The organism is Thermococcus sibiricus MM 739 (assembly GCF_000022545.1).
GTDB lineage: Archaea > Methanobacteriota_B > Thermococci > Thermococcales > Thermococcaceae > Thermococcus_A > Thermococcus_A sibiricus.
The window spans coordinates 1,114,280-1,139,391 of record NC_012883.1; the positions used below are offsets into that span (position 1 = coordinate 1,114,280).

General features: G+C 39.5%; 24 protein-coding genes and 1 tRNA gene. 19 read left to right on the plus strand and 6 right to left on the minus strand.

What is annotated here, in order from left to right; genetic code table 11:
- Window positions 1-71: 71 nt before the first annotated feature.
- On the minus strand, window positions 72-362 hold the full coding sequence (locus TSIB_RS10300) for a hypothetical protein (protein ID WP_148206178.1): 291 nt from the start codon (window positions 360-362) through the stop codon (window positions 72-74).
- Window positions 363-452: 90 nt separating this feature from the next.
- On the opposite strand from TSIB_RS10300, the gene TSIB_RS05935 reads away from it, so the two are divergent.
- From TSIB_RS05935 to TSIB_RS05985, 11 genes are all read left to right on the plus strand, one after another.
- The gene (locus TSIB_RS05935) at window positions 453-830 is read left to right on the plus strand and encodes a nucleotidyltransferase domain-containing protein (RefSeq protein WP_015849497.1); all 378 of its coding nucleotides are present in this window, start codon (window positions 453-455) and stop codon (window positions 828-830) included.
- A complete protein-coding gene (gene hepT / locus TSIB_RS05940; protein WP_015849498.1) occupies window positions 827-1,249 on the plus strand; it encodes a type VII toxin-antitoxin system HepT family RNase toxin in 423 nt (140 codons plus the stop codon). The genes TSIB_RS05935 and hepT overlap by 4 nt, the downstream gene beginning before the upstream one ends.
- A complete protein-coding gene (locus tag TSIB_RS05945) occupies window positions 1,246-2,247 on the plus strand; it encodes a mevalonate kinase (RefSeq protein WP_015849499.1) in 1,002 nt (333 codons plus the stop codon). Before hepT ends, TSIB_RS05945 begins: the two co-directional genes overlap by 4 nt.
- 171 nt (window positions 2,248-2,418) lie before the next feature.
- Window positions 2,419-3,183 carry a hypothetical protein gene (locus TSIB_RS05950; RefSeq protein ID WP_148206179.1) on the plus strand — a complete coding sequence of 255 codons (765 nt, stop codon included), beginning with the start codon at window positions 2,419-2,421 and terminating at the stop codon, window positions 3,181-3,183.
- A 1-nt stretch (window position 3,184) separates the two neighbouring features.
- Entirely contained in the window at window positions 3,185-5,119 is a 1,935-nt protein-coding gene (locus TSIB_RS05955; RefSeq protein ID WP_015849502.1) for a prenyltransferase/squalene oxidase repeat-containing protein, read from the plus strand.
- A complete protein-coding gene (locus TSIB_RS05960; protein ID WP_015849503.1) occupies window positions 5,058-5,840 on the plus strand; it encodes an isopentenyl phosphate kinase in 783 nt (260 codons plus the stop codon). Before TSIB_RS05955 ends, TSIB_RS05960 begins: the two co-directional genes overlap by 62 nt.
- Window positions 5,834-6,958, plus strand: coding sequence for a type 2 isopentenyl-diphosphate Delta-isomerase (gene fni, locus TSIB_RS05965; protein WP_015849504.1), 1,125 nt, complete (start codon window positions 5,834-5,836; stop codon window positions 6,956-6,958). Before TSIB_RS05960 ends, fni begins: the two co-directional genes overlap by 7 nt.
- 136 nt (window positions 6,959-7,094) lie before the next feature.
- The gene (locus tag TSIB_RS05970) at window positions 7,095-8,417 is read left to right on the plus strand and encodes an RNase J family beta-CASP ribonuclease (RefSeq protein WP_015849505.1); all 1,323 of its coding nucleotides are present in this window, start codon (window positions 7,095-7,097) and stop codon (window positions 8,415-8,417) included.
- 6 nt (window positions 8,418-8,423) lie between these two features.
- A complete protein-coding gene (locus TSIB_RS05975) occupies window positions 8,424-9,449 on the plus strand; it encodes a polyprenyl synthetase family protein (protein WP_015849506.1) in 1,026 nt (341 codons plus the stop codon).
- Between the two features lie 201 nt (window positions 9,450-9,650).
- Window positions 9,651-9,727, plus strand: a tRNA-Thr gene (locus TSIB_RS05980).
- A 268-nt stretch (window positions 9,728-9,995) separates the two neighbouring features.
- The gene (locus TSIB_RS05985) at window positions 9,996-11,891 is read left to right on the plus strand and encodes a S16 family serine protease (RefSeq protein ID WP_015849507.1); all 1,896 of its coding nucleotides are present in this window, start codon (window positions 9,996-9,998) and stop codon (window positions 11,889-11,891) included.
- Window positions 11,892-11,979: 88 nt separating this feature from the next.
- On the opposite strand, the gene TSIB_RS05990 is transcribed toward TSIB_RS05985, so the two are convergent.
- The gene (locus TSIB_RS05990) at window positions 11,980-13,107 is read right to left on the minus strand and encodes an alanine racemase (RefSeq protein WP_015849508.1); all 1,128 of its coding nucleotides are present in this window, start codon (window positions 13,105-13,107) and stop codon (window positions 11,980-11,982) included.
- Window positions 13,108-13,228: 121 nt separating this feature from the next.
- Here TSIB_RS05990 and TSIB_RS05995 point away from each other — a divergent pair, with 121 nt between their 5' ends.
- The 7 genes from TSIB_RS05995 to TSIB_RS06025 all read left to right on the plus strand — a co-directional run bounded on the left by TSIB_RS05995 (window position 13,229) and on the right by TSIB_RS06025 (window position 19,675).
- Complete coding sequence (locus TSIB_RS05995; protein ID WP_015849509.1) at window positions 13,229-13,927, plus strand: SagB/ThcOx family dehydrogenase; 699 nt, start codon at window positions 13,229-13,231, stop codon at window positions 13,925-13,927.
- 1 nt (window position 13,928) lies between these two features.
- Window positions 13,929-14,108: a hypothetical protein gene (locus TSIB_RS06000; protein WP_015849510.1), complete on the plus strand. Its 180-nt coding sequence runs from the start codon at window positions 13,929-13,931 to the stop codon at window positions 14,106-14,108.
- A 40-nt stretch (window positions 14,109-14,148) separates the two neighbouring features.
- The gene (locus TSIB_RS06005) at window positions 14,149-14,517 is read left to right on the plus strand and encodes a cupin domain-containing protein (protein ID WP_015849511.1); all 369 of its coding nucleotides are present in this window, start codon (window positions 14,149-14,151) and stop codon (window positions 14,515-14,517) included.
- A gap of 122 nt (window positions 14,518-14,639) precedes the next feature.
- Complete coding sequence (locus TSIB_RS06010) at window positions 14,640-15,923, plus strand: uracil-xanthine permease family protein (RefSeq protein ID WP_015849512.1); 1,284 nt, start codon at window positions 14,640-14,642, stop codon at window positions 15,921-15,923.
- A 6-nt stretch (window positions 15,924-15,929) separates the two neighbouring features.
- Window positions 15,930-16,628: a uracil phosphoribosyltransferase gene (gene upp / locus TSIB_RS06015; protein ID WP_015849513.1), complete on the plus strand. Its 699-nt coding sequence runs from the start codon at window positions 15,930-15,932 to the stop codon at window positions 16,626-16,628.
- 44 nt (window positions 16,629-16,672) lie between these two features.
- Window positions 16,673-17,164, plus strand: a complete 492-nt coding sequence (locus TSIB_RS06020) for an Lrp/AsnC family transcriptional regulator (protein WP_015849514.1) — start codon at window positions 16,673-16,675, stop codon at window positions 17,162-17,164.
- 6 nt (window positions 17,165-17,170) lie between these two features.
- Window positions 17,171-19,675, plus strand: coding sequence for a DUF5814 domain-containing protein (locus TSIB_RS06025; protein ID WP_015849515.1), 2,505 nt, complete (start codon window positions 17,171-17,173; stop codon window positions 19,673-19,675).
- 195 nt (window positions 19,676-19,870) lie between these two features.
- On the opposite strand, the gene TSIB_RS06030 is transcribed toward TSIB_RS06025, so the two are convergent.
- From TSIB_RS06030 to TSIB_RS06040, 3 genes are all read right to left on the minus strand, one after another.
- Window positions 19,871-21,271, minus strand: a complete 1,401-nt coding sequence (locus tag TSIB_RS06030; RefSeq protein WP_015849516.1) for a hypothetical protein — start codon at window positions 21,269-21,271, stop codon at window positions 19,871-19,873.
- A 63-nt stretch (window positions 21,272-21,334) separates the two neighbouring features.
- Window positions 21,335-22,435, minus strand: a complete 1,101-nt coding sequence (locus TSIB_RS06035) for a radical SAM/SPASM domain-containing protein (protein WP_015849517.1) — start codon at window positions 22,433-22,435, stop codon at window positions 21,335-21,337.
- Between the two features lie 289 nt (window positions 22,436-22,724).
- Window positions 22,725-23,516 carry a DUF63 family protein gene (locus tag TSIB_RS06040; RefSeq protein WP_048160382.1) on the minus strand — a complete coding sequence of 264 codons (792 nt, stop codon included), beginning with the start codon at window positions 23,514-23,516 and terminating at the stop codon, window positions 22,725-22,727.
- A 104-nt stretch (window positions 23,517-23,620) separates the two neighbouring features.
- Between TSIB_RS06040 and TSIB_RS06045 the strand changes: the two genes are divergently transcribed.
- Entirely contained in the window at window positions 23,621-23,995 is a 375-nt protein-coding gene (locus tag TSIB_RS06045) for a hypothetical protein (RefSeq protein WP_015849519.1), read from the plus strand.
- 40 nt (window positions 23,996-24,035) lie between these two features.
- Here TSIB_RS06045 and TSIB_RS06050 read toward each other — a convergent pair whose 3' ends face one another.
- Window positions 24,036-25,067, minus strand: a complete 1,032-nt coding sequence (locus tag TSIB_RS06050; RefSeq protein WP_015849520.1) for a DUF5305 family protein — start codon at window positions 25,065-25,067, stop codon at window positions 24,036-24,038.
- Between the last annotated feature and the right edge of the window lie 45 nt (window positions 25,068-25,112).

Consider the following 25,112-nt stretch of genomic DNA (forward strand, 5'->3'; position numbering starts at 1 on the left):
AGCTGATTCAATGCACAGGTGTGTCTCTCCTCATTTTAGCTGCACTATACCTTGGTGAGCTTTTATTTAACCTAGAAAACCCTCATTTTAACTATGCTGACGTAATAGAGCTCATTGTAAAGTCTGCTATGTTCTTTTTCCTGCTGGGAGGAGATTAATAGCATTTTCGGTGTTTTACCCTGAAGTCGAGAAAACAACAAAAGTCCTAGTGTAACAGCCCTCTTAACATTAACAGCTCTACTGGGATATGCAATTGGTGTTGAAAGCTTCAAAAGATGTCTTTCTTCGTGCAGCACATTTGAGATGCACTGGATTGTGAACGTGGTGGGCGTCATAATCTTTGCGCTTTCCATTGCTGACATAATCTCTGTGCTGATGCAGTTTCTAAAATTTGCAAAAGTTTCATAGCTCAAGACCAAAAGAAAAATAAATTCGGAAGTATACTTTAGATCATGAAGATTGAAGATGCAGTAGAGAAAATACTCTCCCTTGACAGAGAGAGAAAAGTCAAGTTCATAATCCTTTACGGCTCTCATGCAAGAGGAAAAGCTCGAAAAGACAGCGACATTGATTTATGCATCTATTACGACGGCACAAAAAGGGAAGCTTTCCAGTTTAGAATGAAAGTCCTTGGAGAACTCCCAGACAACTATGATATCCAGATTTTCGATTTGCTACCTGTTTTTATTAGAAAAGAGTGCTTGAAAGGAGTTATTCTATTCTGCAAGGACTGGGAGTTCTTGTACGATGTTGCATACAAGACCATAGAAGAGTTTGAAGACTTTAAGAGGTATTATTACGATTACCTTGGATTGGAGGCGATAGAATGAGGACCGAGATAATTAGATCAAAAATTGAAGAAATTCTGGAAAGTCTAAAACTCATCGAAAAGCATCTCCCAGATGATGTGGAAGATTTCAAAAAACTAGGACTGATTAAGGATGGAATATACAAAAGAACAGAATTCGCTCTTCAAAACGTGCTCGATATATGTGCCATCATAAACACAGACCTAAAGCTAAGTTTGCCCGAAACTGAAGATGACATCTTGGAAACTCTCAGCAGAGCTAGAATAATCTCAGAAGAATTAAAAAATAAACTCAAACTCATGAAAGGTTTTAGGAATATCCTTGTTCACAGATATGGTCGGATCAATGATGACCTAGCTTTTAGCGTACTTCGTGAAAACCTTAAAGATATCTACACTTTCATTGAAGCTATCGAAAAATTCTTGGAGGGACAAAAATGAGGGTTCTTGCTTCAGCACCGGCTAAAATCATTCTCTTTGGAGAACACAGTGTTGTTTATGGAAAACCAGCAATAGCTGCCGCAATAGACTTGAGAACTTATGTAAAAGCGGAGTTTAATGAAAATGGGAGAATTAGAATAGAAGCAAAGGATATAAGGACTCCTGGCCTAACAGTTTCTTTCTCAGAAGATCAAATCTATTTTGAAACCGATTATGGAAAGGCCGCAGAGGTTTTGAGCTATGTAAGAGAGGCTATAAACCTAGTTATGGAAGAAGCAGAAAAGCAAAAAGGAGTAACAGTTTCAATAACTTCTCAAATTCCTGTTGGCGCTGGCCTTGGAAGTTCAGCCGCTGTTGCGGTAGCGACGATAGGAGCTGTATCAAGGCTTTTTGGTTTAGAACTTACGCCTGAAGAAGTGGCAAAGCTTGGCCATAAGGTTGAACTCCTCGTGCAAGGTGCGTCGAGTGGAATTGACCCAACGGTTTCCGCTATTGGTGGTTTTCTTTACTACCAAAAAGGCTCTTTTGAGAGCTTACCCGTGGTTGAATTGCCAATAGTGGTTGGCTACACAGGCTCAAGCGGCTCCACAAAAGAACTGGTTGCAAAAGTCAGGAAAAACTATGAGGAGATGCCTGAGATAATTGATCCAATACTCAATTCGATGGGCAGGCTCGTGGAAAAGGCCAGAGAGGTAATTCTTGCAGAATACGATAAGGAAATCAAGTTTAAACGCCTCGGGACGTTAATGAACATAAATCATGGCCTCCTTGATGCCCTTGGTGTCTCAACAAAAAGCCTGAGTGATTTAGTGTACGCTTCAAGGGAAGCTGGAGCTTTGGGGGCCAAGATAACCGGTGCTGGTGGAGGAGGGTGCATGTACGCTTTAGCTCCAGAAAAACAAAGTGAAGTTGCAACAGCAATAAAGATTGCCGGAGGAATGCCAATAGTAACAAAGATAAGCAGAGAAGGGCTCAGAATTGAAGATATCGTGCAATAATGTTCGTTTTTGTTCGCTCTTTCACTCTTGCTTCTTTTTATTAATGGAGTCATTAAAAATGCAGTTGGAAAGTAATTATTTACTAAAAAAAAAGCGTAACAAATTAAAACTAATAAAAGGAAAATTTATAAGTTTTGAAGTCAAAGGTATTATTGCAATATTTGATGGGAGGTGCAAACAATGAAAAGAGTACTTGCACTACTTGTTGGATTGCTAATAATCGGAACAACAGCAGAGATTGCAGGGGCTGCAAATACTACAACGATTCCAGAAGTTAAAGCATATACACTTTATGTGGAAGGAAAACCTGTGAAAATTATAGAAAAAGGTGGTCTAGTTACAGTTAGGGAAACACCGGGATTAGATAGGAAAAAAGTCTTTGAAGCAGTAAATGCTTATTTTGTTAGGAAACACAAACTAAACAAAATAAGATTCACCACTATAGATGTAACTCCCACGAGCCTTGTTGGTGAGAATAGTGATTATAGGGAACGGAAAGTTTTTAGTATACCTGATGAAGGTGATGTGTACATATCAGCATACGCATATTGTGATTTCGAATATGATTCGTTCAGTAGAGTAAGTGTGGGTGGATATTCTGCAGCATATAGTTGGATAGATCCTTACGACTACTGGTGGACACAAGAATATAAAGCAGATAAATTAACATTATCCATAACTTTGAAGTTTGTTGGAGTTGGGATATCTCTTAGTATCCCACCAGGGATAGGTTTCACTGGCACTTCGGATACTGCAAGCTTCTCTGAGACAGAGTATTATACCGATTATCTTGGATACGATTTCTCGGGTATAGAAGCAGCAAGCCTCGGTGGAATTTGGAGAATAGAAGACCACACATCCGGCACATTTAAATTTAGCTACACTGGGAATTATTACACCCAAGGTGCTACTGTAATTCTTCACAGGGGGTCATGAAATGAAAAACTCTCTTTCAGCAATTTTTTTGATATTTTTAGTTTTTGCTGCAGGATGCATCTCAGATTTTTCACAAAATGGATTTAAAAGTACAAGTTCCCAAGAAAGATCACAGATAGGATGCATCGAAAATTTTGATGTTACCAATTTCTTAGGAGAAACTTGGATTAACTACACTTTAAAGCGGGTTTATCTTGCTCAAACACCAGATGGAGGTTTTACAGAGATCGTTGATAATGTAATACCCGATATCCTATCAACTTACTACTTTACCAAAGCATTAACTTTAGTAAATCAGACCCCATATAATAAAGTCCAAACTATAAAATGGTTACATGAGGAGGAGAAAACTTTCTTTAGAAATTCTACCAAGACAAATATAAACGATTTTCTTAAATTGTATTTCGGAGTTATGAGTTTGTCCCTACTTAATGAGACCCCTTCCAATAGGGAAGACATCATCAGCTTAATTTTATCATACAAACAGGACAATGGAAGTTTTATTGATGATGATGGTACAGATATGACAGAAAAAGCATTAGAGATGTTAAGTGCTTTAGGGTATAATGTTGCCGAGCTTAATGACACAAAAATGCATGTTTTAAATGAATGGAGTAACTTGACCCCACCAGACGTTGATAACTTTGGATCTGTTGTAAAATACATAAGCATGTTTAACATGTACACCAACATGTTGCAAATGCTGGGAATTGATTATAGAGATCTAGAGGACTACGATCAAAAGGTATACCCTCTTATCTGGCTTTCTCAGAACGCTTCTTTCTTTCTGAAAAGACCCCTTCCACTATTTTTGATGGTCCCTATATTGGAAGCCCTTAAAAAAGAAAACTTATTGACAGATGAAATCAAATCAGCTACTTATAAAATCTTAATGGAAGAGAAGCTCTGGGATGGGGGGTTCAATCTCTTCGGATTAGATTATGGGGAACCTCAGGGAACATATTACGCTGTCGAAGCTTTGATATTAATTGGGAAAATGCCAGAGAGGGATACCATCAATTTTATCCATGAAAGAGAAACTCCATTAGGAGGGTTCATTTTCTGCTATCAATCGTTTGGAGATCCTTTGTCAACATATATGGCGGTTCACACAAGCAAACTGCTGGGAGGAGAGATAAACAAGACTAGAATAAAAAACTATCTCAGCAGAGCAGTCTATTATCGAAAACCATATTCCAACGATGAGCTAGCTCCCCTCTACTTTGTATACTTGACTTATAAAGAGCTCGGCATTACTATGGACAATGAGACTTATAATTATATCAGAAACGAAACTGCCAGGCTTTTCAATCTTTATCTCACTGAGAAAACTGACAACATTGTAGAGGATGGAAGCTGGATAAGTCTAATAAAACTTGGAAAAGAGATTGGCGTTGTTTTGGATGAAAAAACAAAGAATCAACTTATTGAAAAAATCCTGGCCCAACGAAATCAAGATGGAACATTTGGAAATCATTCGGGAAATATATACAAAAAACTATTATACACCTCACATGCGGTTCTTCTCTTAGAAGAGTTAGGGTACAAATATCGTGATGAAAGAACTGTTGAATTCCTTTTAAATTCCCAAACAAATGGTGGATGGGGCGCTCCGGATCTCTACACAACTTACTATGTTGTCAGAGCCTTAAGAACTATAGGAGTTTGCCCAAAAGACGTTGATGGACTTTTAAGTTTTTTAAAAAGAGTACAGTATCCATACGGTGGATTTAATTTCTATGAAGGGCAAGAGAATGCCTATGGTGGTTTATATGAGACATATCTTGCACTAAGGATACTGGAGCTACTTTTCTCTCATAAATTTTTCAAAACTGCTATAAACCTTAGTCTGTATTGCATATTTGGTGTGCGTGATGATAATAATCAAACTCGGCGGAAGTGTAATAAGCGACAAAAATACACCCTATTCGTTTAATAGAGAAGTCGTTGAGGAAATAGCTGAAGAGATAGCTCAGTTTTATCCAAAAGAGAGCTTTATCCTTGTTCACGGCGGCGGGAGCTTTGGACACCCAAATGCAAGGGAATACAAAATCCGAGAGGGATTAATTGGAGATGTAAAGCGCAAGAGGATAGGCTTTTCAAAGACCCATCAAGCAATGCTCAAACTCAACAACCTGATAATAGAGGTTTTCCTTGAAAAAGGACTGCCAGCTTATTCTGTTTCCTCATCATCGATTTTTCTTATCGAGAATGGAGAGATTATCTATGGAGAGCTTGAGATTCTGAGGAAACTTTTGGAAAAAGGCTTTATTCCAGTTCTCTTTGGAGACACCGCAGTTGCCCTCGAGAAGGGAATAGACATTCTCTCCGGGGATCAGATAGCGGGTTACCTCGCAAAGATACTCAGAGCAGAGAAGGTAATCTTCCTGATGGACGTTGATGGGATATACGACAAAAATCCAAGGGAAAAAGGCGCAAAGCTCATCACAGAGCTCACCAAAGAAGGGATTGAACACCTGCTGGAAAGCTCAGAATCAGCAGGGATAGATGTTACCGGAGGCATTGGGAACAAGCTCAAAAAAGCCCTTGAGATTGCTCACTATTCAGATGTTTATTTCATAAACGGAAAGGTTAAAGGGAACCTTACAAAAGTCCTCCAGGGGGAAAATCCTGGGACGGTTATTAAGAGGTGGTAAAGGTGGATAAGGAAGAACTCACAGTTATTAGGAAGTTTGAACACATAGAGCACTGCTTAAAGAAGCAGGTTGAAGCCCATGTAAGCACCCAGTTTGAGAACATACATTTTGTTCATACATCCTTACCTGAAATAGACAAGGATGAAATTGATTTAAGCGTTGAAGTCCTTGGAAGGAAGTTTGATTACCCAATAATGATAGCCGGAATGACCGGAGGAACAAAAGGCTCTCAGCTCGCTGGAAAGATAAACAAAACCCTAGCTAAGGCTGCCCAAGAGTTAAACATCCCCATGGGTGTTGGAAGTCAAAGGGCTATGATAAGGAAGCCCGAAACCTGGGAAAGTTACTATGTTAGGGATGTCGCACCAGACATTTTCCTCGTTGGCAATTTGGGAGCACCTCAATTTGCTGAGAATATGCCAAATCGCTATGGTGTTGAGGAAGCCTTGAAAGCTGTGGAAACAATTCAAGCCGATGCTCTTGCTATTCACATGAACCCTCTCCAGGAGAGCGTCCAGCCGGAGGGAGACACACAATATAAAGGAGTCATAACCGCTTTGGCAGAACTTAAGGGTGAGCTTTCATATCCTATAATAGCCAAGGAAACTGGGGCCGGAGTCTCAATGGAAGTTGCAATAAAATTGGAGAGCATTGGAATCGACGCAATAGATGTTGGAGGTCTTGGAGGAACATCATGGAGTAGCGTTGAGTACTACAGAGCAAAGGACGAGAAAAGCAAAAACCTAGCTTTGAAGTTCTGGGACTGGGGAATTCCAACTGCTTTAAGCGTTGCTGAAGTTCGCTACGCCACAGGACTCCCAATAATCGCCACAGGTGGAATAAGAGATGGCATAATGATTGCAAAGGCCCTAGCTCTTGGTGCAAACTTAGCGGGAGTTGCTTTACCTCTGTTGAAACCAGCGGTCAATGGAGATGTTGAGGGCGTGATCAAGATTCTCCAGCAGTACATAGACGAGTTGAGAAATGTAATGTTCCTCGTTGGGGCAGGGAGCGTTAAGGAGCTTAAAAAAGTACCTATCGTGGTTACAGGTTTTGCAAGAGAATGGCTTGAGCAAAGAATTGATTTATGGGAATTTTTAAGGGATAGAAGACTTTAAAGCTTTTTCTTTTCTAATGCACATATTTTTAAACCCTTGAAGATAGTATACCTTAACCCGGTGGAGTTCTGCTCCACCAGCCAAAGGGCCGAGGCCGACAAAAAGTCCGCCTCAATAAAATAGTGGAGGAACCGAAATGATAAAAGTTTACACAATAGGCGGTTATGAAGAAGTAGGTAAAAATATGACTGCTATAGAATATGAAAATGAGGTTATAATAATTGATATGGGAATTAGACTTGACCGAGTTCTTATTCATGAGGATGTTAATTTCCAAAAAATGAGTTCGCGAGATTTGAAAAAATTAGGGGCGATTCCAGATGATACAATAATAAAAAATAAGAAAGTTGTGGCAATAGCCCTTTCTCACGGTCATCTCGACCACATAGGAGCTATAGCAAAACTCGCTCCTCATTATTCTAATGTTCCTATCTATGGGACACCTTATACTATAAAACTCGCAAAAGGAGAGGTTAGAAGCGAACAGTATTTCGAAGTCACAAACCCTATGTACGAAACCCAATACGGGGAGATAGTTCAGGTGAGTGAAAACTTGACCATAGAGTTCGTCCAAGTAACACACTCAATCCCTCATTCCTCTATAGTCGTAGTACATACTCCAGAGGGAGCCGTAGTTTATGCCTGTGATTATAAATTCGATAATCACAACCCGCTGGGAGAAAACCCCGACTATAAGAGGCTTAAGGAGATAGGCCAAGAGGGAGTAAAAATTTTGATACCAGAATCCACAAGGGTCGCAGAAGCTACGAAGACACCCAGCGAAGCATCTGCAAAGCTTCTCCTAGAAGACTTTTTCTACTATGAAGGGATGGAAGAAAAAGGACTAATAACGACAACCTTTGCCTCCCACATAGCTCGTCTTCAAGAGCTAATAGAGATAGCAAACAACATGGGGAGACAGGCTGTTCTTATAGGAAGATCACTGGCCAAATACACCGGCATAGCAAAACAACTAGGTCTCATAAAGATGAAAGGGGCCAAGGCAGTTAAAAGCCCAGCTGCAGTCCAAAAAACTCTTAGAGAAGTCTCTCAAGCCAGAGAAAACTACCTTCTCATTGTAACAGGCCATCAAGGTGAACCTGGAGCAGTACTTACAAGAATGGCTAATGGAGAACTCTATGATATTGGTAAGACTGATACTGTTATATTTTCTGCTGGAGTCATCCCCAATCCCCTCAACATTGCCCAACGTTATGCTTTGGAGACTAAACTTAGAATGAGAGGAGTTAGAATGGTAAAGGATCTACACGTATCTGGCCACTCAAGTAGAGAAGATCATAGGTACTTGATTAAACTTTTAAATCCAGAGAATATGATTCCTGCTCATGGAGAGTTTAGGATGCTCACTCATTATGCCGAACTTGCAGAGGAAGAAGGGTACTTAATTGGAAGAGATGTTTTTGTATCAAGGAACGGTTACAAAGTTGATGTGAGGTGATAGATAATGAAATTTGATCCTTTATTTGAAGCATTAAAAGAAAAAATCAAAATAGTTGATGAGGTCATTTTTGAACTTATACCTGAAAAGGAACCCAAAATTATTTATGATGCTGCAAGGCATTACCCCCTAGCTGGAGGAAAGAGAATTAGGCCGTTCATAGTTTTAACCTCTACCGAAGCTGTTGGAGGAAATCCAGAAAAAGCTGTTTATGCAGCTGCTGCTGTAGAACTGCTCCACAACTATTCCCTAGTGCACGATGACATAATGGACATGGACGAGAAAAGAAGAGGCAGGCCGACGGTTCATAAAGTTTGGGGGGTAAACATGGCAATTTTGGCTGGAGATCTGCTCTTCTCAAAGGTTTTCGAAGCAGTTGCAAAAATACCTGTTGAAGCTGAGAAAGTCGTGAAGGTTCTGGATGTTATCTCAAAAACATCAAACGAATTATGTGAAGGGCAGGCAAGGGACTTAGAATTCGAAAACAAAGAAACTGTCACCATAGACGAGTACATGAAGATGATAAGTGGAAAAACTGGTGCGCTAATAGATGCCTCTGCTACGATAGGTGGCCTCATAGGGACAGAAAACAATGAATACATTCAGGCCCTCTCAAAATATGGAAGGAACGTTGGTATAGCATTCCAGATCTGGGATGATGTTCTTGATCTTATAGCAGACGAAGAAAAACTTGGAAAACCCGTGGGGAGCGATATAAGAAAAGGCAAAAAAACAATTATTGTGGCTCACTTCTTAGAGAACGCAAGTGAAGAAGATAAACTAAAGTTTTTCAAAGTATTCGGCAAATATGCTGGAGACGTAAAAGGAGAGGGAATCATTGAGGAGGATATTCAAGAAGAAGTCAAAAAAGCAATTGATCTCCTAAAGAAATATGGAAGTACGGACTATGCAGCCAACCTTGCAAGAAAACTCATTGAAGAAGCAAAAGAAGCTTTGAAAGCACTGCCAGAAAGTGAGGCCAGAAAACATCTGGAACTTTTAGCAGATTTCATAGTAGAAAGGGAGTATTAATCTCTTAGAAAACATCCCCCTTTTACATTTCTTCTCGATGTATCTAACGAGACTGGCCTTAACATTTAGTTAGGAAGGTATAACTTCTAAGTTGTACGTAATAACTCAAACTACATACTTTATAAGCAAATACTCTTATAGATTTTTGAGAATCCCAAAGCGAAAAGTTTATATAGACAATTTTGGCTTCTTTCTTTCGGTGCCCCGGTGGCTCAGCCTGGTGGAGCGGCCGCTTGGTAAGCGGCAGGTCGCGGGTTCAAACCCCGCCCGGGGCTCCAAAATAGGATCTCTGTTTTGAGAATCGTACCAAAAAGTGTTAAACCCCCAATATTATCTTGTTCTAATATACCATGGGCATCAGAGAGAAAATTTTAGAGTACATCACAAAACTTCCGACCTATTAAAGAGGAATAAAAGCCCATGTCACTCCCCATAACCGTTTTGACGGGAGGTTTAAAAAGACTTTGGTTCAATCCCCAATTTTTGGACATGTGAACCATAAAAGATATTAAAGAACAAGAAAATTCAATCACTGGAGGTGAGAATATGAAGAAAATACTATCGATATTAGCGTTGATCATTTTACTCTTGCCTTTTGCAAGTGCTCAATGTCCAGAAAATGGAAACACCGTTATCTTAAAAGCTCCAGCAGTCTCGAGGACATCTAGCGGCGAGTTAATAGGTGTAGCAACAGACTTTGTAATAACAGTTGCTCCCGGAAATGGACACGTTTATGTGGAGACTTGGCCATTAGCTGAAGTAGACATGCAGGCATCTGCAAGATTAGCCGCCCAAATAGCTGGAAAAGTTCTTGATGTGGACATGAACAAGTATGACGTTTTTATTCAAGTGAAATCAGATGCTCCAATTATTGGAGGCCCTTCTGCTGGAGGAACAATGACTGTCGGTATAATAGCCGCTTTAGAGGGATGGGAAGTAAGAAAAGACGTGATGATGACAGGTATGATAAATCCAGATGGAAGCATTGGACCGGTTGGCGGAATCCTGGAAAAAGCTTCTGCTGCATACAGTGTCGGGAGCAAACTCTTTCTAATTCCTGAGGGACAAAGAATTCAAATAATCCAAACAACAGAACAAAAGCAAATCGGCCCCATAACCCAAATAACAAGCAAAGCTGAACGAGTAGATGTGGTAGAATATGCCCGGGAGAGATGGGGATTAGAGGTAAAAGAAATTAAGGATATATACGATGCTGTTTATTATTTCACCGGAAAGAAAATAGAAAAACCTTCTGTACCGGCGAATTTAAATGTAGATACCTCTTTCTTAAAAACAGACGCTCTCAATGACTACGATAAAACTTTAAGTTACTATGAGCAAGTTGAGAACAAACTTAAGACCAGCAACATGGGTTATACCACATATTCTTACCTTAAAGAAGCTTTGAATGAAGCAAAGAGCAGATTGGACGAAGCCAAGAAGGCCCTAGAAGATGGCAGATACTACACAACCCTAAGTCTCAACTTCCAGGCTAGAATTACAATACGTCATGTAGACTGGTATCTCAGCGTAGAAACTGATGCTGATCTAGAAAACTTATTAAAAAACGTGAACGATGAAATAAAAAGCACCGAAAATGCCATTTCAAACCTCACGATCAGAGGCATAAGTATGTTGCAAGCAGTTGCAGCGAGTGAAGAGAGAATAGAACAAGCCAAATCACTCTTGAAAGAGGCATGGTCAGACTACTATGATGCAAACTACTGGGATGCTGTGAGTAATGCTGCATTTGCCTATGAAAGAATCCAAACAGCAAAATTCTGGGCTTCTTTAGGAGAGAGATATGCTAAAGGAGACGTTATTGAAAGGGAATCCCTGAAGGAAACTGCAAGAGATTACTTGGATAACTCAAGATTAATAATAACTTACATAACTTCCATGTTTGGTGAGGTAAACCTTCAAGAATTGATCAATCTAATGAACGAAGGAGAAGGATATTATCAAGATGGAAAATATTCAGCAGCCATATTTTCGGCTATGGAGGCAAGAATACAAGCAGAGATAATCTTAGACACACTTGGAATTGATAATGAGACAATCCTAATGGACAAGCTACAGAGAATGAAAGAAAATGCAAAGGTAGCAATTGCCCAGGCCCAGAAAGAAGGCATTTACCCAGTCCTAAGTTTCTCATATTATGAATTCGCTCAGAGTTATGAAAATCAAGGAGGCCTAGATAACATCCAAAATGCTATGATGTTCTATCAGTACGCTAAAGAAACCTCCACCGTCTTTTTAGAGACTGCTTCCCCACCAAAAATAATTGAAGAACCAACCACTACCATACCAACCCAAACTACAACACCTCAAGCTACCACTTCCCCCACCCAACCAGAGGCCACTAAATCATACATATCGCTTATACCATTTGCTTTCCTCGTTGGTATCGTTCTTGGGTTTATAGTGGGAAGGAAATCCTGAGCACCAACCTTTTTTAGTCTTATTTTTTCTTTTTAGAGACTCTCTTCCGGATAAGTCGAGATTATGAAAAATTTAGAAAAAATAAAACTCAAAGGAAAAGTCCATTCATATTGCTCCCACTTCTAGCAGTTACTTTAATAATTCTCCTTACAATACCCTTTCTGTGGCCTATGATATAGCTTGTAGCATTATTTGAGAAGCATGAATGGTTTGGGATTACGTTAATTTTCTCACCAACTTTAACATCCGGTTCATTCGTTACATCAATTTTTCCAACTTCCTGTGAGAGCCCAATCAATTTAGCCCTCGGATACTCAACTGCTTGTCCAAAACTACCAAGAATTTCATGGCCTCTTTTATCAAAATATAGGCTTCCAGCATTTATCAGGCCAAACCTTTTTCCACATCTCTCTGCTATTGAAGTTACTGTTACAAATATCGTGAGAGCGCATCTTTCCAAGTTTGCTGAACCAAAAATAAGGGCCTGTTGTCTATCGTAATAAACATAGTTGCCCGGGAACAGGTGAGTGTATATCTCCTCCTCGATGTCAAATCTAAATGTAGGTGTTGATCCAATCCCCACGATTTCTGGATTCATGTTCCATTGCCTCAGAGACCTTAAAGCAATTTTCATACCCTTTGTTGCTTGCTCGGCTATTGCCTTAACCTCCTTAGGGTTTGTGGCATTATACACGTGTCCAGGGTGCGTTGTTATCCCAACAAACTCTAAGTTACTATATTCTTTCACCCTTTTCGCAAAGTTTCCCACTTTTTCAGGCTCTATACCATATCTAACTCCCCCGGTATCCACTATGATAGTGAATTCTGCTCTTAAACCTCTCTTTTTGAGTTCTGCATCTAGGAATTCTGCGGCATCAACGCTATCAATTCTGAATATCACTCTCAATCCATCCTCAATAAGTCTTGCAACCCGAGAGAAATTTTCTTTATCCATTATTGGATATGCAAGCATTAGAGTTTCTCCTAAACCTGCTTCAGCCAAGGCCTCAGCTTCATCTATTGTACCACACAGAAACCCTCCTGCTCCTGCTTTTTTCTGAAGATTCGCCACATAAACTGATTTATGGGTTTTAACCATTGGAAAAAGCTGTTTGTTGTGTTTCTTAGCTTCTTTTGCAACCTCTTTTATGTTAAACTCCAATTTATCGAGATCAACCACCACAAGTGGAGTTGGCAGTTCTTGAATCGAAAGCATGTTCCCACCAACCTAAACCCACTCCAATTTTCACTCTTTCAAAATATAAAATTGATTAATTATTATCCTTTAGCCCATCAAAATAATAAAAGCTAAAATAGTTGAAGAACTATACACAAACATGGACTATCGAAAAGTAGCCTTATTTATTGTGGTGCTGGTAGTTTCCTTTTCACTTCTGTTAGCATTAAAACCCTATCTCCTAGAGAAAAGAGGTGAGCTCACATACGAAGGAGAAAAAATACTCCTGCCAGAACCCAATTTAAGAGGAGAAATGAGCGTTGAGGAAGCTATTGCGAAGAGAAAAAGCATCCGAACATACAAAAACCAACCACTTAAGCTGGAAGACTTATCCCAACTCTTATGGGCCTGTCAAGGAATAACTCATGACAAAAAAAGGAGTGCTCCAAGTGCTGGAGCCACTTATCCATTCGAAATTTTTGTTGTAGTTGGAAGTGTAGAAAGACTAAAACCTGGCATATACCATTACAACCCATTCGAACACAGTATAACATTAGTTAAAGAGGGAGATTTTAGGAAAGAACTCCAAAAAGCAGCTCTAGACCAAAAGTGGGTTGGGGATGCTGCTATAGATATCATACTCGTTGCATTTTATGAGAGAACAACAAAAGTTTACGGGGAGAGGGGAATAAGATACGTCCACATGGAAGCTGGGCATATAGGACAGAATATCTACCTCCAAGCCACAGCCTTAAACTTGGGAACAGTAGCTATTGGGGCTTTTTACGATGAAGAAGTTGCCGAAATTATTGGAACAAACGGGGCCCCTCTTTATATATTCCCCGTAGGGAGGGTTTAGTATGGTAGTTTTGGATCATTACACCCTTGGATACATAACCTTCGGCCTTATGAACCTCTCAATGCTTAGTGGAGCTTTTATCTTCCTTTCTAAAAAGAAAGGCCTATGGACAAAACTCCACATTTTGATAAGTATCCTAGCTTACATCCTTATGGTCTGGACAATATGGATAGTTAGATAAACTTATTAATGCTTTTTTCCATATTTTATCGGTGATAACAATGTTCGTTAGCCATTACCAAGATGTCGAAGAAAAAGAAGTCACGATGGAAGGCGTTGAAAACACAACAATCAGATGGCTTATCTCTCCGAAAATTGGGGCTAAAAACTTCGCAATGAGATATTTCGTCATTAAAAAGGGCGGGAAAATTCCTATCCACCAGCATGACTGGGAGCATGAAATATTCATCGTAAAAGGAGAAGGTTACATAACAAATGGTAGGAAAACCATAAAAGTTGTTCCAGGGAGCTTTTTGTACGTTCCACCGAACGAACCGCATGCATATGAAAATCCAGAATCAGAGACCTTTGAATTCTTGTGCCTCATTCCAGTTAAAGAGGAAAATGTCCCTCCAGAGGAAAAAGATTAAACACTTTCACTTTCTTTTTTCAGTTTATTATTTAAATTATAATGTTCTGTGAACCAACCCAGGCAATGCAACATAACCGAAATCTTTAAAAATCGCATGCAACATAGGTTGAGCGGGCTTTAATGGCAAATGGAATTAAAATCGGAATTGAAGAAAAAGTAGAATCGAAGAAAGTTATTCTTTTAGGATTTCAACATGTCCTTGCAATGTTTGGGGCAACTGTTACAGTGCCTCTTGTTGTTGGAACAGCAATTGGACTTAATGGAAGAGACATTGCCCTCTTAATTCAAGTAGTCTTGCTAGCCATGGGAATAGCAACTCTTTTACAGACAACTATAGGATCCAGATACCCAATAGTTCAAGGATCCAGTTTTGCCTTTATTCCGGGGCTCATAAGTATAGGAAATAACTTAGGATTACCTGCCGTAGAAGGAGCTTTGATAATTGGCGGATTAATAGAAGCTACAATAGGGACCTTTGGAATCATTGGAAAACTCAAAAAGCTCTTTTCACCTGTTGTTACTGGGGTCACAATAATGCTTATAGGATTTTCACTTGCTCATGTAGCCGTAAAGTACACATTTAACTTCTTTGCTGACCCAAATGGGACAAGTATTCCAAAAGCATTCTTTATAGCACTAATAACCTTTGCAACCACTATGTATATAGCACTTAAAGGAAAAAGGTCATTGAGAGCAATGCCTGTAATCGCAGGAGCGTTTGTGGGTTATACAGCAAGTATAATTTTGGGAATGGCTGATTTCACACTTGTAAGGGAACTTCCACTTATAAATATTCCAAAACCTCTTCCATGGGGAACTCCAGTATTTAATGCAACTGCAATAATAACCCTTCTCTTTGCTTTCATGGTGAGTATCATAGAAAGTGTAGGAGATTATCATGCGATTTCAGCAATAGCCGAAGCCCCAATAACAAACAAAAACATCAACAGAGGAATCATGAGTGAAGGATTGGCATGTTCATTAGCTGGAATTCTTGGAGCCTGCGGGACTACAAGTTATTCCGAAAATATTGGACTCGTAGCTCTAACAAAAATTGCAAGCAGACAAGTAGTCCAAGTAGGTGGGGTAATACTAGTACTCCTAGCTATGATTCCCAAATTCTCCGGAATTTTGGCCTCAATGCCTCATCCTGTACTTGGAGGCCTTACAATAGCACTTTACGGTATGATAAGCGTCACAGGGCTTAGATTAATAAAGGATAAAGTTGAGTTAAATGATAGAAACATGTTCATAATTGCAAGTGCACTAATAATCGGGTTGGGCGCTCCTCAACTACCTCCTGAATTCCTTGAACATTTCCCTCAAATTGTTAGTAGTATTTTAGAGTCAGGAATGGCTATTGGGGCTCTAACTGCCATACTACTTGATCAGATTTTGAGGTGATGAAAAATGATAAAGGATGAAAGATGGGAGAAAGTTTACTCATTTGACGACTCTCCATATTTGATGGAAATTTTAACAGAGCTAAGGAATAAAGACACTGATTCAATCGCCTTTAGAAAAGGCCTTGTAAAACTTGGAAGATATATGGGATATGAAATTATTAAAACAATGGATGTTGAAAAAATAAAGATAGAAACCCCCTTAGAAGAGACCGAAGGTATAATAGTTAAGGACAGGAAAAACGTGGTTATAGTGACAGTGCTAAGAGCTGCAGTCCCACTGATGGAGGGCCTTGTAAAAGTCTTTGAACATGCCAGGATTGGAATAGTCTCAGCTTCAAGAGGAAAAGCTCCCAAGTTTGAAATAGAAATGAATTACGTTAAAATTCCTCAGATAACTCCAGAAGATACTGTGATAGTCGCAGATCCAATGATAGCCACAGGCTCAACGCTAATAACAGTCATGGAAGAAATTAAAAAATATGGAACACCCAAACGTCTTATAGTCCTTGGTATCCTCGCTGCACCAGAGGGAATAAACAGAATAAAGGAAAAGTTCCCAGAGGCAGAGATATTCGTCACACAAATAGACAGGGGGCTTAATAGCAAAGGCTACATCTTACCAGGTCTTGGAGATGCAGGTGATAGGGCATTTGGTGCACCAATCAAAATCCCCACTCTTCCTCAGGTTCACACAATCGATTAGCGAAAACTTAATAGCTTATCCCTCTTAATATTTTTCTGATCACTATGGCAAGTGTTGATGAAATAGACAAGAAACTTTTAATAGAGCTTAGAAAAAACGGAAGGGCCACTTTGACTGAATTAAGTAAAAAATTGGGCCTATCTGTTGCTAGCATAAAGAATAGGGTAGACAAACTCGAACGGGTTGGTGCCATAAAAGGTTACTCCACTCTTGTCGAGCCTACATTTCTTGAAGAGTATCTTCAAGCTTTAATAGAGCTGGAACTTTTGGTGGAGGATCCAAGAACTGACTTAACTTTGCATGAAATCGGAAAATTAGATAATGTATTGGGAATTTATAAAAAAACCGGGGAATTTCAAATCTTAATACGGGCCAATTTTAAAAGTATGGAGGATTTAAGAGAATTTTTGGATCTTCTTTCCAAAAAATATCTACGCAAAAATCTACGACGCTGGCGAGTCACCATAGTACTAGAGGTACTTAAAGACGGAGGTGTCTCACTTTCCAGAGAAAACCAACGTAGAAACTCTAGGTGAACAAAAATGCTTTTTGTAATTAGAAAGGGAAAAAAAGAAGACGAGCTTGAAGCATTTTACATTGAAAATGAACCCGAAAAACTTTCCCAGGTTCAAAATTTAAAAGCGGAGAGAATTTTCAGGTTGATAATGCGAGATAAACGGCTTTTCAAGGTCTTGGAAGGGAGCAAATACCAAAATCCAAAAGAGATTGAAAAGATGCTGAGAACTGCAAAAATTGTTTTAACTTCTGATGCAGCGGGATGGGAGGAATATTTTAAAATCAGGCTCCAAAACAAAAAAGTAGGGAAAGCAGAGCTTTGCAGACTTTGTTTTTTAAATGGAAAAATAACCGTGCTAACTGAAGGAAACAGGATAAGATATCACCACGAATTTATCTGTGAGAGCTGTGCAGAGGAAGAACTAAAGAATGAACTCCGCTACAGATTTAGAAGTCTCGGAATGTTTGATCAAGCGAAAAAACTCCTCGAACGATTTAGGGATTTGAATAAAGTAATGGCTATTTTTGATCCCCGTTTTGATCCAACAAAGAATCCAGATGTTACGAAATGGGATGAACTAGAGCCAAAGCATATCAAGGTTAAAGAGCTATCCATAGATGAGATAAACATTCCCGAGGAGTTCAAGCGAGTTTTAAAAGAAGAAGGCGTTTCAAAGCTCCTTCCAGTCCAAAGTTTGGCCATAAAAAACGGTCTTCTTGAGGGAGAGAACTTACTGGTAGTTTCCGCCACGGCAAGTGGAAAGACTCTCATCGGGGAACTCGGGGGAGTTCCCAAGGCTTTCAATGGGAAAAAACTCCTCTTTCTCGTTCCCCTTGTTGCTCTGGCAAATCAGAAGTATGAAGATTTTAAGAAGAGGTACTCTAAATTGGGACTTAAAGTTGCCATAAGAGTGGGAATGAGCAGGATAAAGACAAAAGATGAACTTGTTGTTGTAGATACCGGAATAGATGCCGACATAATTGTTGGAACTTATGAAGGCATTGACTATCTCCTCAGGGCAGGAAGAAAAATAGGGAACGTTGGGACGATAGTCATAGATGAAATACACATGCTTGATGACGAAGAGAGGGGAGCCAGGCTCGATGGTCTTATTGCAAGGCTCAGAAAGCTCTATCCAAATGCCCAGTTTATTGGGCTTAGTGCCACCATTGGAAACCCTCAAGAGCTCGCAAAAGAACTTGGATTAAAGATTGTTCTATATGATGAAAGGCCCGTTGCACTTGAAAGGCACGTCATTATTGCTAGAAATGAGAGTGAGAAGTGGCGCTATGTAGCTCAGCTGTGCAAGGCTGAAACAATGAGGAAATCCCCCCAAGGGTTTAAGGGACAGAACATAGTTTTTACTTACTCAAGAAAGAGATGTCACGAACTTGCGGCGTTTTTAACGAGTAAAGGCTTGAAGGCAAAGCCCTATCACAGCGGCTTGCCCTACCACCAAAGAAAGCTTACCGAAATGGAATTCCAAGCCCAAATGCTCGATGTGGTTGTAACTACAGCCGCATTAGGAGCCGGAGTGGACTTTCCAGCATCCCAGGTAATATTCGAAAGCCTCGCAATGGGTAACAAATGGCTTAGCGTTAGGGAGTTCCACCAGATGCTCGGAAGGGCCGGAAGACCTTTATACCATGATAAGGGTAAAGTTTACCTCATAGTCGAGCCCGGAAGGAACTATTCCTCACAGATGGAAGGGAGTGAAGACGAAATAGCGTTTAAACTACTCACCGCACCAATAGAACCCGTTTACGTAGAGTGGAGCGATGAAATGGAGCAAGATCAGGTTTTAGCTCACTCATGTGTCTTTTCATATTTGGACGATATAGAAGAAGTCCAAAACATGTGTTTGGGTGCAAACCAAAGTGCCGAAAAAGTTCTTGAAAAGCTTGAGGAGTTTGAATTTGTAAAGTTGAGGGGTAAGCTTGTAAACGTTACACCCTACGGAAGAGCCGTTAGTATGAGCTTTTTACTGCCAAAAGAAGCTCAGTTCATAAGAGAAAACCTCTTCAAGAAGCATCCAAGGGAGATTGCGATTAAGCTGCAGCCATTTGAGAACGTTTATCTTTCCGGAGTTATTCAGAGAGAGCTTGAAAATGCCGTTAGAGGAAGGCTGAGCAGCAACATCTTTTCCCCAAGCTTTGCTTCGATTTTAGAGGAGCTTGAAAAAGTTCTGCCAGAGGTTAGTCCAAATGTGCAGGATAAACTGTTTTTAATTTACCAAGACTTCTTCATGTGCGAGGAAGAGGAGTGCACCGAATATGCCATGGAGAGAGTTTCATCGCTTGTAATCGAGCTCAGAAGGCAGGGAAAACATCCGACTCAAATAGCGGAATACTTCAGAAGGCAGTACTCCCTTGTGGTCTACCCGGGAGACGTCTTTACATGGCTCGACGGCACAATAAGGAAGCTCGAAGCCATTGAGAGAATTACAAAGGTGTTTAGAGCCAAGAAAGCTGAATTCGAGGCAAGAACCTTGAGAAGAGAGCTCGAAGAGGGAAGAAAGTTAAGAGATTAAAACAGCGCACCTTTTTGTTACAATGTTATACATAAACCAAAGTTCCGATGAGGTTTTGAAAAACTCAAATAACTTTTTTCCTTACACTCCTTCCGAGTTTTACTAAGGTTACATAAGGTTTCCAACATCCAAACTCTGTGTTCTTAGCCTTATTATCTCATGGAAACTTTCTGCATCATTAGACAGCCTTTGATACTATTCATGTCTTTCGTTTCTGTAGCGAAGATGTTGCTCAAATCTTTCGAGCAACAAATAGTTTAGTTTCAATATCAACCAAAGAACAAAAGTGCTTATCGTTCCTACAGTCAAGACAAATAGGGAGTACCTCATAGTGATTAACCCCATTATCGCAGCCAAACCAACGAAGAAAAGGACGGGAGCTAACAGAAATCCAAAGAGGGTGTGTTTTCTATATGTTGCAAGCACTATAAGCGTCCAGGCTATGTAAATCTTAAACATGACTTGAGGGGAAATATCATCAATCGTGGGATACAATACTGCGATTGCTCCAATAGAGCTCACTAAGCTGAGTATAAGTTCTCTCTTTTTAAGCCGTGATATGTTTGGACCAATCAACACTATACTAACAGCGACCAGAAGAGTAAATATCCCCCTTTCGGTAACGAAACCTCTCCAGAGATTAAGTGGGCCGACATATTCCCATAACATGATCAAAATCGAATCCCTTGGAACATACGCATATCCATTAATCTTGGGTAAAACTATTTTATCCAGGTGGTCTAATTCGCCGTAGGGAATCTGTTTGAAATAATTACCAGCTTGCCCAAATTTAAATGCTGGATCTCCCAAAACTACAACTTTTGGAGAAATGCCAATCTTCATAAAGTATGCATTGTTTATTTGTGCGAGTTTTCCTATTGTGTAGTTTGAAATCCAGTATTCTGGAGGAAAATACGAAACCCCACCGGAGTCCACAGATGCCACTATTGCGAGAGAACCATTTCCCAAGAGGGAGAGAGCTATCGGATTCGTTGTGAGCCATATCATTCCCACGCTACATGATTCAAATACAAATACCTTTTCCCTGACATCTCCCATATGATCCTCGTCAAATCTCCAGTAACCTAAATCTACTCCAGAAGGATCACCGTGCCCGGCGATCCAAATTAATGAGGCGTCTTTTGAATATTTCAAATAATTCTCATATGTTGCATATCTACCGTGTAAGTAATACATGCTCCCATTAAGCCTTATTTTGGAGGAACAATGAGGACAGACGAAGAGAGCACGAGGATTCTTATTTCTGTGTGTTTGTATCACAGCGTTTGTCCATTCCTTAAACCGTATATAGCTGTCTACAGGCAAAAATCCTATGACTGGGTCATAAATTCCATCCCCATCATAATCAAGTTTTCTATAGAGGGAATACACTAATTCACTGTTAAATTCTGAGCTGTTAACTACAAACAGCACGGTGTCATCACTTCCCAAGAATGTCAAATTTGAGTAAGAGATATTCACCATTATAGCGGTTCCATTATGAATCTTCGTAACACCCTCAGCTAGCTCTGATAGAGATGACAAAGAAGAATCAAGAACTACATAATATTCTGCCAAAGCTGGAGGTAACGTCATGAAGAATAAGGACACCACTAAGAGTAAGCAAATAAAATATCTCTTCACTCACTCTCACCTTCCTCACATTCTTTGTTTTTTATATTCATAGTATAAAGTTAAAAGTTCCTTGATATTGTGTTTAATCGAAGGACATTGGGGTTTGCCATTCTCCATCGCAATCATTGGACAGCTCCCTAGACATACAGGCAAAATATCACAATGTTTACATTCTTCATGCTCAAAAGGAGTATATGCAAGCCACTTATAGACTTTGTGGTTCAGATCTTTCTCCAAGTGGCCAATGCACCTTTCCTTTAAGCCGATATCATGCCAACATTTGTACAAATATCCTTCGGGATCTAAGCTAAAATGGGTTGGAGAAAGAGCACCACAAGGAAGCAACTTAGGCGAGGGGAATATACTATAATTGAACCCCATCTCAATGAGTTTCCGATAAAGGGTACCTTCGATTTCGGCAAAGTTAATAGTATCAAGATATCCCAAATCAGGACATGAATTAGCATATCTAGTCAATTTTGCAAAATAAACACTAACATTCTTTTTAGTTGCACCTATCTCTTTCAATCTATCGAGGAGATTAGGAATACTCTCATAGTTTTCCGAACTTACGTTTATCCTAACAGAAATCTTTACATCATGCTCTAGCAGTAGTCGAAATTTTTGAAACACCTGGTCAAATGTTCCTTTTCCATTTGGATAAACACGAGTTTTGTCATGATGGGGTTTATCTCCATCAAAAGTTATTTGAAACTGTGACATATTAAATTGTAACAAATTTTTCAAGAGTTTTTCAGTTAGTAATGTTCCATTTGTTACTATTGACGAAGTGTATTTAAGTCCATATTCATCGGCTATCCCCATAAGCCTTTTACTTAGAGATAAAACAACATCACTCGCTAATAGGGGTTCTCCTCCATACCAAGTCACTCCGATAGCTTTGATCTTCTCATGTTTTTTAATCTGGTCTATTGTAAACAGTATTAGGGATTCTTGAACTTTTTCCGGCATAATCTTTATCGACTCCTCAAATTTGTCGCGAGGTTCGTAACAGTATGGACATCTTAAATTACAATTGAGAGTTGGTGCTATTGTTAGGCCTAGAGAGTTATAATTCCACTTACTATTTTCGAATCTAACTTTTATGACGTCTAACTCTTCCAAGTAATCAGGTACTATAAACCCTCCTCTTTTGAGGTTTTTTATAAACTCTCCATCTATACATTTGAGGTTTTCTTGGATATTTTTTAACAGAGAAATTTCACTTTGACTTAATTTTACAAAAGCTCCAGTTTTCCGTTGAAAACCAATTGAGCATCATCTTCATAATTAATGCACACGTTATATTTCGAAAGTTTCACATTTCTCACCTCCAGGTGTTTCTGAATATACTTTCATGTATATTACGCAACAATTACTTATAAAAATTAGGATTTAAGGAAGAATTAAACTATTAACCCACAATCTGCAAGACCATCTGCGCTGGATCCCTTATCGCTGGTCCCAGTCCAAGGATATAAATAGCCAGATACCAGTATTTCCTTTCTTCCTCATCGGGCACCAAATACCTCAACCCGTAATAGACAACAACCAATATGAACACTATCCAAGGGTAATAAACAAACGCCCCGAACTTTTGAACAAGAATGTTCTCAAGCCAGTGGACTTCTCGGTAGCCGTAATAATGAATAGCAACCACCGTCGAACCTATATCGAAGATATGGGCAGATATAGGGAGAAGATATAACTTCTCAAAAGGCCTGAACTTATAATAAACCAAAATCGGCAGGAAAAAGACTACTGTATAGAAAAGCGTCAGCTCATATGGCTCCCAGCTTTTAACATGTGTTATAAGAAGATAGTTTGCATAGAGAGCCAAAATTGTTCCCCATCCAACGGTTATTTTTGGATAAGTTTTTAGCCTTGAATCTGCAAAGAGAGCCGGTAAGATCAAGAAAAATGCTGTGAAAAATATTCCGGGAGTCAAGATGAGGGGGTGAGGCTCTAAAACTCCTCCATCAATAAGTGCCCTAACGGTTGCTCCAAAGACAGTCATTGGAGTAACGGCATAGAAGAGCTTTTCATCAACCTTTATCTTTAGGGGCTTTATTATCCACCTGTACGTGTAGATAATCGCAAGTCCAAGGATGATAGCATAAACAAGGGTGTTGTACGGATTATAGCCCTCTCTGGTATACATGGGCCTTATGAAGTGCTCCCATAAAAACCTCTCTACTGACTCCATTTTACATCCCCAGAAGGCTTCCCTTTGTTCCCTTAAAGCTTTTTCTCTTTCAAAAACGGAAAGTTTAATAAGCAATGCAATTTGAATAACTCAAGGGGACTACAATGCCAATGGGACCACCAATTATTCCCGGACTTTTTGCTGCAATGGGATTTATGGCAGTGCTAGTAATTTTAATAGCCCTAATAATTGCGGGATTTTTCCTGATGATTGGAGCCAAATTCGCTGGAATAGAGGATGTGACACTTGGAAAATCCATGATAGCAGTAGTTGGCGGGGGAATTTTGGCCCTGCTTATAGGATGGATACCGGCAATAGGGTGGATTTTGGGAATCATAGCTTATATATGGGTCATAAAAACAGTTTTCAACACAGATTGGGGAAAAGCAGCAATAGCTTGGCTCATGACAATAGTAGTAGAAATAATAGTAATGTTTGCTTTTATGGTACTCTTAGGCATTAGTGTGGCACTCTTTTGATTTTTAATTTTTATTGCTAAGTAAAATAAGAAAAGAAAAGTCAGTTGCTCTTCTTATGTCTGTATTCGTATGCTATGCCACCGTCGATTATGACATAAATGTCCTCTCCACCTTCTGTGTAGTGGAGAATTGGTTTGTCTAAAAGATCAAAAGTCTTCTTCAGATCATCTTTTGTAGCCAGGATAACTCTCTTCTCCACTTCAACAGGGGCCCCTTCTGTAATGTAGGGAGCTAAATCCTTAAATTCATTCTTTGGTCTTTGGCTTTTAATAGTATAAACGCCTCCTATCACTGGGGTCAAGAACAAAAGAGCCAACAATGGTATGACTTTCTTCGCAGTATCAGCATACATTGTTACACCATATTTACTAACTCTTGTTCTTTGGGCCTGTCTCTCTATTATTGATTTTTGAACACTTTCTTTTTCATTCGTGAAATAGTATAAACCACTCCCAGTATCTTTAATTAACGTAGATACATGTCCAAAGTTTTCATTTATCTCCTTTCCGAAGGCTTTACCCTCAACATGAACATTTGTTGTGAACACTATTTCCCTATTCAATCGTTTTAACCCAAGCTGATCCATTATTTCGGCCGTTCTCCTATCAAGTTCAGTTAAGTTCAAATTGTATTCGGTAATGAATTTACCATCTTTTAATTCTCCAGAGTCTTTAAACAGCATGTCCTCCCAAAGAACAATTTCTTCACTACCTCTATTCACACTGTATTTCACTATTCCCCAAGTCCGATATGTACCCTTTATTTCCGTCATGGGAGTAAATCGATAGCTGTAAGTTAAAACAAATCTTTCAACCAGCGGAATTGGATATTCCGCTCTTCTGAGGCTTTCTCCATACAGAGTATTATTTTGCAAAATAGCCACATGAATCAACTCACCCTCTTGGGTGTATTTTCCAAGTACGTTCTGGGTAGTTACTGTTGAACTAACCCCCAGAAGTTTCACTGAGTAAAATGCAAAAAATAGGAAGAGCACTAGTGATATGGCTAGAACCTCTCTCCTAGTTACTAATTTTTTTAAGTTTTCTACATTAATCATACTTTTAATATCCATCTAAATTTCCTCCACTACTTAACAACATTTTTTGCTAGATCCTCC